The sequence below is a fragment of the Kribbella sp. NPDC031520 genome (assembly GCF_055580825.1).
In genome coordinates this window covers 685,677-698,372 of record NZ_JBVIKS010000004.1, presented here as the reverse complement: position 1 = coordinate 698,372, position 12,696 = coordinate 685,677, and the positions used below count along the sequence as shown (strand labels likewise).

Sequence of the window (12,696 nt, the reverse complement as noted above, 5' to 3'; positions counted from 1 at the left end):
ACCTCAACCCGCCGGGACCCAGCAATTCCGGGACATGACCAGAGCACTCGACCAGGGCACACGACGGGCGCACAGTACGCTGATGCATGGTCACGCCCTTGATCCTCGACTGCGATCCCGGCCACGACGACGCGCTCGCGATCCTGCTCGCCGTCGCCGACCCCGCCGTCGAACTGCTCGCGGTGACGACCGTCGCCGGCAACCAGACCGTCGACAAGTGCACGCTGAACGCCCGCCGCGTCTTGTCACTGGCCGGCGTCTCCACCGTCCCCGTCGCGCGCGGCGCCGACCGGCCGCTGGTACGGCCGTTGCGGATCGCCGACGACGTCCACGGCCGCACCGGCCTCGACGGACCGACGTTCACCGGCGAGCCCTCCGTTCCGGAGTCCGCAGCGACCGCGCAGGAGCTCTTGACCGGCGTACTGCGGGAACGAACCGCGACCATCGTGGCGACCGGTGCGCTGACGAACATCGCGCGCCTGCTCATCGAGTCGCCGGACTGCTCCGCGAACATCACCGAGATCGTCTGGATGGGCGGATCCACCGGCCGCGGCAACATCGCCCCGCTCGCCGAGGCCAACGCGTACGTCGATCCCGAGGCGGCCGACGTGGTGGTGCGCTCCGGGGTCCCGTTCACGATGTGCGGCCTGAACGTCACGCACCAGGCGCTGGTCACCGACGACGTGCTCGCGCGGCTCGCCCAGCTCGGCACGCCGCTCGCGCGGGTCTGCGGTGAGTGGATGACGTTCTTCGCGTCGACGTATTCCGAGCTCTTCGGCTTCGAGTTCCCGCCGTTGCACGATCCGGTCGCGGTCGCGCGCGTCATCGACCCAGCGATCGTGGGCTGCGTGGAGGCGAACCTCGTCGTCGAGACCGCTGGTGAGTGGACGGCCGGAGCGACCGTCGTCGACCTGGACGGCTACACGGGCCGCCCGGCCAACGCGCGGATCGCGGTACAGCTGGATCGGGAAGCGTTCTGGGACAAGCTGATCGCGGCGGTCGCCGCACTCGGCTGAGACTCGTCTGCTGACAGCGGAACACCCTTTCTCCGCGGGCCTCCGCTGCCGCAAGGTGGAGGTGTCGAAGGAGGACACCCATGTACGTCGAACAATCGACTGCCACCTGGCCACCCCACGGTCCGGAGGTGCCCGGCCCGTGGCCCGGGCAGCCCTCGAAGCCGGAACCTGCGGAACCACCGCGGCCGATCCTGCCCGCCTGGTACGAGCCGACCTCGGTCACGGTCGAGCGGGAGCTGGCCGATCGGTTGCTGGCCCAGCGGGTGATCCTGGTGGGCGGACGACTCGACGACCAGCTGGCCGGTCATGTCGCCTCGCAACTGCTGCTCCTCGATGCCGGCAGCAACGACCCGGTCACGCTCCACCTGTCGTCCACCGACTCCGAACTGGAGGCGGCACTCTCCGTCGCGGCGGCGATCGAGCTGATCGGTTCGCCGGTACACATCGTTGCCCGAGGCACCGTCCGGGGAGCGGCGATCGCCGTTCTCGCAGCCGGCGCACAGCGCGAGGCCCATCGCCACACGACGTTCGTCCTCACGGCTCCGCAGTTCACCGCCAACGGCACCGCGGACGAGCTGGCCATCCTCGCCGCCGAACACGAGAGCCGGACCGCGCGGCTGCGCGACCTGATCGCCGGCGCGACCGGCCGCCCGGCCGACGAGATCGCGTCCGACCTGGAGACCGGCCGCGTCCTCTCGGCCTCGGAAGCCGAAACGTACGGCCTCGTCACTCGCCTGCTCTGACAACACCTCCCGGGGTCGCGGAACAGGCAATAGCTTGTTCCGCGGCCCCGGAGGCTGGGCCTTGAGCGGGTGCGGGGTCAGGGGAACGTGAGGACCAGGCGGCCGGTGGTCGCGCCGGTGGACTGGCGTTGCCAGGAGGAGGTGATGTCGGCGAGCGTGACGGTTTCGTGGGCGACGGTGATGGCGCCGGCTGCTGCGTGCCGTAGTACGGCAGTGAGCGCGTCGTGCCGCTGCGCCGCGGTCAGTGCGTTGTTCGTGTAGCCGAGTACGCTCGCCGACTTGCTCCGCAGCACCGCCGACGAGAACACCGCCTCGTCGCCCGACGACCCGCCGAGATTCACCAGCCGCCCACCCGGCGCGAGCACCCGCGCCGCAGCCGTCGCCGCCACCCCGAACACCGGGTCGATCACCACGTCGTACACCGGCTCCCCCAGCCGTGCCGTCAACTCGTCCACATCGTCGCTCAAGGCAACTACCTCGTCGGCGCCGGCCGCGAGCGCGCGCTCCCGCGAAGCATCCGACCGTACGACGGCCACCACCCGCGACGCGCCGAGTACCCGGGCGGCCCCGATCGCGACCTGCCCGACCGCACCGCCCCCGCCGAGCACCAGCACCCGCTCGCCCGGCTGCATCCGCGCCCGCCACGTCAACGTCATCCACCCTGCAACGCCCGACAACCCGATCGCCGCCACGGCCGCATCCGCCACCTCGGCACCGTCCGCCGGCCCGTCATCCGGCGCGGGCAGTACGACCAAGTCCTCGTCCGGTACGGCGGCCCGCTCGGCCAGGCTGCCGTCGCCCGGCGCCATCCCCGCGGACGTCGCGAAGAACACCCTCGTACCGGGTGCGACCGTCGCCGACTCCTCCACCACGCCGACGCCCTGGACGCCGGGGACGTACGGCAGCGCCGGAGCGCCGAAGTACGACGTACCGGAGGCGCAGAGGAGGTCCAGCGGGACGATCGGCGCGGCCGTCACGCGAACGATCGACCTGCCCTCGCCTGCAACCGGATCGGGGTGTTCGCGATGCGTCGGCGGTTCACCATGGGTGTGCAGTACTGCGGCTCGCACGTCGGTCTCCTCAGGTGGCGATGTCCGGATACGGTAACGAGTGCGTCTGCAGCGCGCGGCCGTACGCCTTCTGGTACTCGAGCGGCCCGTGGTCCCGTTCGAACATCGCGATGAACAACGTCAGGGTCAGGAACGGATGAGCACCCAGCTCGAACAGCGCTACGTGGTCCTGTTCCCGCAACGCCTTGCGCTCCGCGTCGGTGAACGACTGCCACGTCGACTTCTCCGGGACCGCGCAGTTCAGGAGCTGGTTCGCGACCTCGGCCTCCCACCACGTCACGGTCCCGGCCGGGTCGTCCCGGTACCGCTCGACCAGCTCCGGGTCGCGGTCGACCGTGTACAGGAACTTGTTCAGCAAGTACTTACTCATGCCGGCGCTCCGTTCGGGTACCAGGTGAAGTACGCCTCCATGGTGTGGAACAGGTCCAGTGAGTCGACGTGATCGGCTTTCGCGCCGGCGCCCGCGACGCCCATCATCAGCATGAAGTCCATGAACCCGTGCGTCGCGTTGCCGGGCAGGTGCAGGCTGTCGAGGGTCACCTCGGACAGGCAGCCCTCGAGGTCGCCGCTCGCGATCCAGTCGACGGCCTTGCGGTCGAACTCCGGGTCCGGCCCGTGCTCGCCGAACTGCCGCGGGCCGCCGAGCTCGAGCGACAGGTGCCCGGTACCGATGATCGCGACGCGCTTGTCGATCGGCCAGGACTCGACCAGCTGCCGGATCGTCCGGCCGAGCTCGACGAACCGGCCCGGTCGCGGCAGCGGCGGCGCGAAGATGTTCGTGTAGATCGGCACGATCGGCAGGTCCGCGTCCGGGCGGAGCGTGATGATCGGGCAGGTGATGCTGTGGTCGATCCGCAGTTCGTTGCTGAAGGCAAGATCGAAGCCGGCGTCCAGGCCGTTGCGGAGGATGTGCGACGCGAGCTGCTCGTCACCGGCCAGGCGCATCCGGGGCAGGCCGAACTCGCGTTCCTCGTTGTACCAGTTGGCGTCGAAGTACGGCGCTTTGCCGACCAGGAACTGGGGCATGTTGTCCAGCCACAGCTGGTGGAAGTGGTCGCTGCCGACCATCACCAGGACGTCCGGGCGCGCCTTCGTCAGCGTCTCGCGGAACGCGGTGATCTTCGCGACCCACTCGTCGGCGAACGGCGGACGGTCCGCACCGGTCGCGGTGCTCGCGCGGTAGTAGAACGGATGATGGGTGGAGGCGATCACCGCGGCGACTGTGGCCATCTGGCGCTCCTTAGGGTTCGACGTACTCGGCGTTGCGGTCGATGGTCAGGTAGGCGTCCATGCCGATCGGCCGCCGTCGCTCCTCGGCGAGCTGCCCGAGCAGTCCCGCGGCGCGGGCAAGCAGCGCGAACCCGCGCAGCAGTTCCACCGGCAGTCCCAGGTCGGCGAGCGCGGCCCCACAAACCCCTGCGCCGTTCAACGGAAGCCTTCTGCCGAGCACCTGCTCGTGTACCCGCCCGATTGCCTGGAACAGCTTCAGATGCGGCCCTTCCAGCCCTTCTTCACGAGCGATGCCGATCAACACAGGCGTCCGAGGATCCTGCACCTTGTGCACAGGATGCCCAAGCCCGGGGATGTACGTGCCGCTGGTCCTGGACTGGCGGACGAGCTCAAGCGCCAGGTCGTCCCAGCCCGCATCATCGGTTGGCAGCTCTTCACGCAGTGCCGCATGCAGGAACTGGCCGCAGTCTTCGGTGACGCCCAGGAAGCGGCTGCCGCCGCCCAGGAGGCCGGCGGCCAGGGCTCCCTGGAGCGAGTCGGGAGCTGACAGATAGGTGAGGCGGGCGGCGATTGCTGTCGGGGTGAAGCCGTGGTCGGCCAGTGCGACCAGTACGGCTTCAAAGACTCGGGTTTCGGAGGGTGTCGGGCGGCGCATGGCCACCAGCCAGAACGCCAGCTCACCGAAGCCGACCTTGCCCATCAGGTCGGCCGTCAGGTCCTGCCCGAGCAGCCGGATCTCGTCCGCCGTCGACGTACCGAGCGAGGTCGGAAACGTCGGCGGGGCCATCGGCTCGTCACTCATTCGTCAGCCACTTCCTCAGCTCGGTGCCGTGCTCGTCGAGGTCCGGCGGGGGTAGGCGGTACGACGCGGTGGTGTCGGAGAACGTGATCGGATTGCGAACCCCAGGGATCCCGCCGATCGTGACGACCGGGTCCAGCCCGATGTCTTCCGCGAACGCGACGCCGCCGTCGACCGTGTTGATCGGACCGCACGGGACGCCGGCCGCAATGATGTCGGTGAACCACTCCATCCGGGTACGCGTCCGCAGCCGTTCGACCAGCAGGGGGCGCAGCTCGTCCCGGTTCGCCGTACGTTTCTCGTTCCGGTCGAACCGTGGATCGTCGGCCAGCTGTGGCACCCCGAGCACCTCGACCAGTTTGCGGAACTGCCCGTTGTTCCCGGCCGTGATGATCAGCTCCCCGTCCGCGCACGGCAGCGGCTCGTACGGGAACAGGCTCGGATGGCTGTTCCCCATCCGCTGCGGTACGACGCCACCCGCGACGTACGCGCTCGACTGGTTCACCAGCCCGGACAACGCCGACGACAACAGGTTCACCTCGACGTGCTGCCCGCGCCCGCTCTCCGCGCGTACGTGCAGCGCGGAGAGTACGCCGATCGTCGCGTGCAGGCCCGCCATCACGTCGAACACCGAGATCCCGGCCCGGAACGGCTCCCCGTCCGGATCGCCGGTCAGGCTCATCAACCCGGAGATCGCCTGCACGATCAGGTCGTACCCGGGCAGCGCCGCACCCCGCGGCCCCGACCCGAACCCGCTGATCGACGCGTAGATCACGCCAGGGTTGCCCTCGGCAACGGTCTCGTAGTCGAGCCCGAACCGCGCCAGCCCACCCGGCCGGAAGTTCTCCACCAGTACGTCGGCCCGCCGCGCGAGCTCCCGCGCCGCCGCCACGTCCACGGGATCCTTCAGATCGAGTGCAATCGACCGCTTGTTCCGGTTCACCGCGAGGTAGTACGTCGAGATGCCGTCGCGGACCGGTGGTTGCCAGGACCGGGTGTCGTCACCGGCCGGCGCCTCGACCTTGATCACGTCCGCGCCGAGGTCCGCGAGCAGCATGGTCGCGTACGGGCCGGCGAGGATCCGCGAGAAGTCGGCCACCAGCAGCCCCGACAACGGACCAGTCACTCCAGCCTCCCGGCGAGCATTTGCGGACAGCTGTCCGCACACTTCAATCGCTTCAGTCTCAGCCCGCCGTGGACGCGTGTCAACTGCACGCTGCGAGCTCTTGACAGCGCTGGGCGGCCAGCACAGAGTGAGCCTCATCGCCCCGTTGACCGTGATACGGACGTATGTCCGGAGAGTTCTGGAGGGGATCATGACGACGAACCAAACGCCGGGCCAGGCGGGCGGCGGTCCCGCGCCGGCGGCCGGGCGGCCGTTGCTGTTGCAAGGCGGGACCGTGCTCACGATGGACGACCGGCACACGATCCTGCAGGATGCCGACGTTCTGATTGTCGACAATCGGATTGCAGACGTCGGCGTGGGACTCGACGTCCCCGAGGGCACGCAGACCATCGACGCGACCGGTGGGATCGTGATGCCCGGGATGATCGACACCCACCGGCACATGTGGCAGACCGCGATGCGGGCGTACGGCGCCGACTGGACGCTCACGCAGTACTTCGTCTGGTACTACCTCGAGCACGGCAAGACCTTCCGCCCCGAGGACATCCGGGCCGGCAACCTGACGTCGGCGTGGGAGTCGCTCGAGGCCGGGGTCACCACCACGGTCGACTGGTCGCACGGCCTGCAGAGCGTCGAGCACGCCGAGGCAGCCGTGGACGCGCTGCGGGCTGTACCCGGCCGGTTCGTCCTTGCCTACGGCAACATTCAGGCCGGCCCCTGGGAGTGGACCGCGGACCCGTCCGTACGGGCGTTCCTGGAGCAGCTGCGGGAAGACGACCAGCTCGGTTTGCAGTTGGCGTTCGACGTCACCGGCGACCCCTCGTTCCCGGAGCGGGCCGCGTTCGAGGTCGCGCGTGACCTCGACGTCGCCGTCACCACGCACGCCGGCGTCTGGGGCGCGACCAACGACAACGGCATCAAGCTGATGCACGAGAACGGCTTCATGACGCCGAAGAACATCTACGTCCACGCCGCCACGCTGACCACCGACTCGTACCAGCGGATCGCCGCGACCGGCGGCTCGATCTCGGTCTCCACCGAGTCCGAGCAGAGCGCCGGCCAGGGCTACCCGCCCACCTGGCAGGTCCGCCGTCACAACATCCCGGTGTCGCTCTCGATGGACACCAGCGTGTGGTGGAGCGGCGACCTGTTCAGCGCGATGCGTACGACGCTCGGCGCCGACCGGGCCCGTGAACACCTGGAGGCGCACATGAAGGGCGCCACCGTGACACACAGCCATCTGCGCGCCGAGCATGTCGTCGACTGGGCCACCCGCGGCGGCGCGAAGGCGCTCGGCCGCGACGACCTCGGCAGCCTCCAACCAGGCAAGACCGCCGACGTGATCCTGATCAAGAACGACGCGTCACCCGTGTCGTTCCCGCTGATCAACCCGTACGGGCAGGTCGCGTTCCAGGCCCAGCGCGGCGACGTCCACACGGTGATCGTCGACGGTCGCATCGTGAAGCAGGATCACCACCTGGTCGGTTGCGACCTGGCCGCCGTACGACGGGATGTCGAGGCAACCGTCGAGTACCTGCGGTCGGCGCTCGGCGAGGACGCTTGGAAGAGCGGGATGAACCCGGAGCTGCCGAAGGGCGAGGTGCTGGACAACCCGTACCAGTACACGGCCTACAAGTCCGACTCCACCCGCGAGGCACGTGGCACCATCTTCGGTGCGGAGTAAGCAGCGTAGAGCAGAGAGCAGGAGGACAGATGGCAGGACGCGGCACAGGTCCGGACTTCGTCGAGGCGCTGGCGCGTGGGCTGGACGTGCTCGCCTGCTTCGACGCCGGCCACCGCACGATGTCGCTGTCCGAGGTCGCGGCCGCGGCCGGTCTGGCCCGGCCGACCGCGCGCCGGCTGCTGCTGACGCTGGCGGAGCTCGGCTTCGTCCGCACCACCGGCGGTTCGTTCCAGCTGACGCCGAAGGTGCTCACGCTCGGGATGGCGTACGTCGGTTCGCTCGGCCTGTGGGACATCGCGAAACCGCACCTCGAGGCGCTGGTCGCGCGGACCGGCGAGTCGTCGTCGATGGCGCAACTCGACGGCTCGGACATCGTGTACGTCGCCCGCGTGTCGGTGCCGAAGCTGATCGCGCTCCGCGTCGACATCGGGACGCGGTTCCCGGCGGTGCAGACGTCGCAGGGCAAGGTGCTCCTCGCCGCGTTACAGCCCGACGAGCTGGCCGACGTACTCGCGCAACCGAGCCGCGCCGGGCTCCCGCCGTACATCGGCCGTACCGCGGAGCAACTGCGCGACGAGCTCACCGAGATCCGCGCGCGCGGCTGGGCACTCGCGGACGAGGAGCTCGCGCCCGGGGTCCGCTCGGTCGCAGCGCCGGTACGCGACGGCAACGGGACCGTCCGGGCCGCGATGAACGTCACGGTGCACGCCGCGGAAACCACGGTCGACACCCTGCTCCACGATCACCTGCCGCTGCTGCTCCGCACCGCCGGAGACGTGAGCGCCGAGTGGGCGCTGTGGCAGTCGCGCCCCCACGTCGAACTCGAACAACGGGACCGGACCACTGCTTGAATTGTCCGCATGACAATTCTCGACTCCCCCATCCCCCGGTTCCACCTCGCGATGCCCGTCGACGATCTGGACGCTGCGCGGAAGTTCTACGGTGACGTTCTCGGCCTCGAGCAAGGTCGTAGTTCCGAGACGTGGATCGACTGGAATCTGCACGGTCACCAGTTCGTCACGCACCTCGCGCCGGCTCGGCCGCAGCGGATCCACAACCCGGTCGACGGGCACGACGTACCAGTGCCGCACTTCGGGCTGATCCTCACTGTCGAGGAATTCCAGAAGTTCGCAGAGCGGCTGAAGGCGGCCGGTACGGAGTTCGTGATCGAGCCGTACGTCCGCTTCCAGGGGCAGACCGGTGAGCAGTGGACGATGTTCTTCCTCGACCCGGCCGGAAACGCCCTGGAATTCAAGGCGTTCGCGGACGACTCGCAGGTATTTGCCGCCTAGGGCGTGATCCAGCCGGTGAGGATTGTCGTGCCGGATCGCATCGTGCAGACCAAACGGTACGGTGTGGTCGGCGGTGGGCCGAGGACGAAGAAGCCGAGCTCGTCGATGTCCGCGGTGACCAGCTTGCCGCCGTCGCCGCGGGCGGTGACGGTGCCGACCTCGGGTGGGTCGAGTTGCCCGAGGACGGCGTTCGGGGTGAGTTCCAGCTCGACGGTCCAGCCGTCCGAGGCGAACGTCAGCGACCGCAGGATCGCGCTCTCGGAACGGATCGCCAGCGCGTCCAGTGGTTGCTGCGCCGAGTCGTAGGTGAGCGCCGCCAGCTCCGCGTCGATCGTCCGCCACGCGAACGCCGACTTGCCGGCTTCGACGAACGCAGCCGGTACGTCGTCCGCCGAGGCCAACGCCTCTCGTAGGGCCTCGATCAACTTCTCGTCGTCGTTCCAGTCCGGGTCCATCACGGGTCTCACCTCCTCATCCCTCGTCGGGTCCGTTCGTTGCCAACCGCATCAGTGCCGGGGTCTGCCGGAGCCGGCCCAGGCACCGCGCGCGGTTCGGGCCGATGCTGCCGATCGGTAGTTCCAGTCGCCGGCTGATCTCGTCGTACGGCGCCGGCGGATCCTGCATGAGCAACGACAGCAGCTGCTGGCAGCGCCGCGACAGCTCGCCGAACGCGGTCCGCAGGATCGTGCCGCGTTCGTGCCGCAGTACCTCTTCCTCGGCGATCGCCTGCTCGGGTACGTCGGGCGTACCGTCCAGGTCGACCGGCTCGACGCGGCTGGTCGCGCGGATCAGCCGAAAGCACTCGCGCTGGGTCGTGGTCGCGATCCAGCCCGGTAACGCGGCCGGCTCGCGCAGGCCGGGCAGGTGCTCGACCAGCCGCAGCCACACGCTCTGCCCGACGTCGTCGATGTCGGACTGCGCCAACCGGTACCGCCGGCAGATCGAGTAGACCAGCGGCGCGTACCGCTCGACCAGCTCGTCCCACGCGCTCTTCTCGCCGTCCCTGGCCCTGGTGACCAGGTCGACGACCGTCGGGTCGTCCCGCATGCCGTCCCCCTTCCACCGGACCGCTCTCTTACAGGTACAGAGCGCTCCGGGACGATTGGTGATACATCAGGCCCCGAGGGCGACGAACGACCGGCCCGCGGCGTCCGCGACCGGGTCGCCGCGCGCAACCTGGCGGGCGGTCGCGAACGCTTCCGCGAGCGACTGCCCGGCCCGCAGGTTCTCGTGTACGGCGAGCATCAGCGGGGCGGTCGCCGGGTCGTTGACCGGTACGACGCTCGCGAGGATGCCGGCCGCGCCGAGCGGGATCAGGCTGCTGCTCAGGCCGAGCAGCTCGTCCGCGCCGACCGGTTTGGCGAGTCCGGAGTCGCAGCTCGAGAGGACCATCCGGTACGGCGCCTTGCGCAGCCGCTCGAAGTCGTAGACGGTGAGAGGTCCGTCGTCGAGCCGCAACGACGAGAACAACGGGCTGTCCGAACGGAACGTCCCGTGCGCGGCGATGTGCGCGATCCACGCGCCGTCGAGGGCCCGCAGTACCTTCTCCGCGGTCGCGTCGCCGTTGGCGAGTACGGTCGCGTCCGGGTACTGCTCCGCCAGCCGCATCACTTCCGTCCGTCCGGCCGACAACCCCGGCCCCAGCACCAGCACGACCCGCCGATCCACCGGCGGCCGCAACCTCCGCGCCCGCAACCACGCCGCCGCCGAGGGCACCACGTTCACCGCCCGATCCCCCAGCACCAACCCCCAAGGCAAAGCCTGCAACCGGCCCGGCGGGACAACCACCACAGCCCGATCCTCAAGCAACTCCCGCACCGTCCCAAGGATCGCCGCACCCAACCGCTCCCCCAGCACCTCAAGCGAAGGCCCTGGAGAGGAGATACGCGAGGTGCCGGCGCGGGCGTGGGCCAGGCGGCGAAGGCGGAATCTCGAGCGTTCTACCTCGAGGGCTGCTGTTGCCAACGGCCCCACCTCGTGGCGGGTTATCCGGCCGTCCTTTACCACTACTGCGTGCAGGATGCCGGCGATCTCGATGAGCTCGACGAGGACCGTTCGGCCCAGAGCCTCGATCAGCTCGTCGATGTCGAACCGGGTTGCCCGGCCGCCCAACGATTCACCAGCAGCACGGAGAGCTCGGTCTCGTACGGCCTTCTCCAACCTCCGGCGTTCCTTCTCCAGTAACGGATCCGGCGCCGCGTCCAACCGCCGTACGACGTCCCGCAAAGCAGCGAGCTCGCTCACCAACTGCTGGCCGTCCGGCGGGCGAACAGGCGGTACGCCGAGCGCCGTCGCGCGCCACCGCTCGCCCCACAGCAGCAACCGTCGCGGATCGTCCCGCCGCAACGCGTCCCGCAGCGCCAGCCCAGCCAACTCCGCGCCCTGCCCAGTCGCCAGCGCCCGCAGCTCGGTGGCCCCCATCGTCAGCCGATGCTCGTCCAACGCATCCAGCCCACGAGCGCACGCCGACAACATCGGCCGCACCTCGCCCCGAGCCTCGGCCCGCAACGCCTTCCCCAACCACACCGCACTCCGGGCGATCGGCGGCGCATCCTTGCTGTGCCGCCCCGCCAACTCCAACTGCCGATCAGCAGCCCGAACCCGCCCCACGTCCAACGCCAACCGCCCAGCCAGCAAGTGCGCCGCCGACGCCTCCGAAGCCCCCAACGCATCCAACCGCCGCGCCACCGAACTCACCCGCCGGAGCAGCGCATCACCACGCTCTCCCGACTGGTAACGCGCCTCCAGCACAACCATCGACGACCGCACCGCCCACCACTCACGCCGCTGCGCCGAGAACAACCGCCGCGCCCTCTCCGCCCGCTCCCGCGCCCCAGCCGCGTCCCCAGCCGCCAGCGCAGCAGTCGCCGCCGCGAACCACAGCTCCCCGCGCTTCGTCGCCGTACCTCCGGAGGCTCCGAGCGCCTGATCCATCTCCGCGACCGCCTCAGCCCCGAGCCCCGCGGCGAGCAACACCCCGCATCGATCGATCGCCAGGTCCGGCCACACCACCCCGACCGCGGCGAACCGCCGGCCCGCCTCGTCGAAGTACCGCAGCGCGGCCGGCAGATCGCCCCGCGAGTACGCGACCAGCCCGCGGTTCTGCCGCGCCTCGGCGTACTCGAACTCCTGCCCGGTCGCGGCGTACAACTTCTCCGCCACCGCGAAGTCCGCGTCCGCCCGCTGCGTCCCGCCGAGCGCGAGCTGGATGAAGCCGCGGTAGTTCCGCGACCGCGCCTCCCAGACCTGATCGCCCGACCGCCGCAACCGCGAGATCGCCGACCGCAGATCGTCGAGCGCCTCGCGGTGCCGGCCGAGGACGAGCAGTACGTCGGCCCGCCGCAACAGCACCCGCCCCGTCAACGCACCCCGGCTGAGGTCCACCGCCCGATCGAGCCGTGCCAGTCCCTCGCGGCTCCGCCCTGCCCGGCCGAGCGTTGCACCCAGCGTGGCAAGGACGTCCGCCTCGCGTTCCGAACGCCCGGACTGCTCCGCCAGCCGCAGCGCTGTCCGCAGCTCGCGAACCGCCGTCGGCACGTCGCCGAGCTGACGCAGCCCGATCCCCCACGCCTGATGCGCGATCGACGCCTCGACCGTGGCGGGGTCCGCGGCCAGCAACGTACGTGCGGAAGCGATCGCGTCGTGCGGGCGCGACAACGCGAGCGGCAGCAGATTTTCTACTGCCTCGGCACTCCCCCCGGCCGGTGGCACTCTGTAATGATAACGAGCATTTCGT

General features: G+C 69.8%; 13 protein-coding genes. 5 read left to right on the top strand and 8 right to left on the bottom strand.

Annotated features, from left to right (window positions below):
* The first annotated feature begins 86 nt into the window (after positions 1-86).
* Positions 87-1,016: a nucleoside hydrolase gene (locus ACZ5BU_RS24050; RefSeq protein WP_465702289.1), complete on the top strand. Its 930-nt coding sequence runs from the start codon at positions 87-89 to the stop codon at positions 1,014-1,016.
* Positions 1,017-1,096: 80 nt separating this feature from the next.
* The gene (locus ACZ5BU_RS24045; RefSeq protein ID WP_465702288.1) at positions 1,097-1,759 is read left to right on the top strand and encodes an ATP-dependent Clp protease proteolytic subunit; all 663 of its coding nucleotides are present in this window, start codon (positions 1,097-1,099) and stop codon (positions 1,757-1,759) included.
* A gap of 77 nt (positions 1,760-1,836) precedes the next feature.
* Here ACZ5BU_RS24045 and ACZ5BU_RS24040 read toward each other — a convergent pair whose 3' ends face one another.
* From ACZ5BU_RS24040 to ACZ5BU_RS24020, 5 genes are read right to left on the bottom strand one after another with little or no spacing between them, the layout of a single operon-like run.
* Positions 1,837-2,829: a quinone oxidoreductase family protein gene (locus ACZ5BU_RS24040; protein WP_465702286.1), complete on the bottom strand. Its 993-nt coding sequence runs from the start codon at positions 2,827-2,829 to the stop codon at positions 1,837-1,839.
* Positions 2,830-2,839: 10 nt separating this feature from the next.
* Positions 2,840-3,199, bottom strand: a complete 360-nt coding sequence (locus ACZ5BU_RS24035) for a hypothetical protein (protein ID WP_465702285.1) — start codon at positions 3,197-3,199, stop codon at positions 2,840-2,842.
* Entirely contained in the window at positions 3,196-4,059 is an 864-nt protein-coding gene (locus tag ACZ5BU_RS24030; RefSeq protein WP_465702283.1) for a DODA-type extradiol aromatic ring-opening family dioxygenase, read from the bottom strand. Before ACZ5BU_RS24030 ends, ACZ5BU_RS24035 begins: the two co-directional genes overlap by 4 nt.
* A 10-nt stretch (positions 4,060-4,069) precedes the next feature.
* The gene (locus tag ACZ5BU_RS24025) at positions 4,070-4,861 is read right to left on the bottom strand and encodes a citryl-CoA lyase (protein ID WP_465702281.1); all 792 of its coding nucleotides are present in this window, start codon (positions 4,859-4,861) and stop codon (positions 4,070-4,072) included.
* Complete coding sequence (locus tag ACZ5BU_RS24020) at positions 4,854-5,984, bottom strand: CaiB/BaiF CoA transferase family protein (RefSeq protein ID WP_465702279.1); 1,131 nt, start codon at positions 5,982-5,984, stop codon at positions 4,854-4,856. Before ACZ5BU_RS24020 ends, ACZ5BU_RS24025 begins: the two co-directional genes overlap by 8 nt.
* Before the next feature lie 190 nt (positions 5,985-6,174).
* Between ACZ5BU_RS24020 and ACZ5BU_RS24015 the strand changes: the two genes are divergently transcribed.
* From ACZ5BU_RS24015 to ACZ5BU_RS24005, 3 genes are read left to right on the top strand one after another with little or no spacing between them, the layout of a single operon-like run.
* The gene (locus tag ACZ5BU_RS24015) at positions 6,175-7,668 is read left to right on the top strand and encodes an amidohydrolase family protein (protein ID WP_465702277.1); all 1,494 of its coding nucleotides are present in this window, start codon (positions 6,175-6,177) and stop codon (positions 7,666-7,668) included.
* A 29-nt stretch (positions 7,669-7,697) separates the two neighbouring features.
* A complete protein-coding gene (locus ACZ5BU_RS24010) occupies positions 7,698-8,519 on the top strand; it encodes an IclR family transcriptional regulator domain-containing protein (protein WP_465702275.1) in 822 nt (273 codons plus the stop codon).
* 9 nt (positions 8,520-8,528) lie between these two features.
* Positions 8,529-8,960: a VOC family protein gene (locus ACZ5BU_RS24005; RefSeq protein WP_465702273.1), complete on the top strand. Its 432-nt coding sequence runs from the start codon at positions 8,529-8,531 to the stop codon at positions 8,958-8,960.
* Here the strand turns inward: ACZ5BU_RS24005 and ACZ5BU_RS24000 are convergent.
* The 3 genes from ACZ5BU_RS24000 to ACZ5BU_RS23990 all read right to left on the bottom strand — a co-directional run bounded on the left by ACZ5BU_RS24000 (position 8,957) and on the right by ACZ5BU_RS23990 (position 12,671).
* Positions 8,957-9,427: a hypothetical protein gene (locus ACZ5BU_RS24000; protein WP_465702271.1), complete on the bottom strand. Its 471-nt coding sequence runs from the start codon at positions 9,425-9,427 to the stop codon at positions 8,957-8,959. The two genes, ACZ5BU_RS24005 and ACZ5BU_RS24000, sit on opposite strands and share 4 nt — an antisense overlap.
* Positions 9,428-9,431: 4 nt before the next feature.
* Positions 9,432-10,007, bottom strand: a complete 576-nt coding sequence (locus tag ACZ5BU_RS23995; protein WP_465702269.1) for an RNA polymerase sigma factor — start codon at positions 10,005-10,007, stop codon at positions 9,432-9,434.
* Between the two features lie 66 nt (positions 10,008-10,073).
* Positions 10,074-12,671, bottom strand: coding sequence for a CHAT domain-containing protein (locus tag ACZ5BU_RS23990; RefSeq protein ID WP_465702267.1), 2,598 nt, complete (start codon positions 12,669-12,671; stop codon positions 10,074-10,076).
* Between the last annotated feature and the right edge of the window lie 25 nt (positions 12,672-12,696).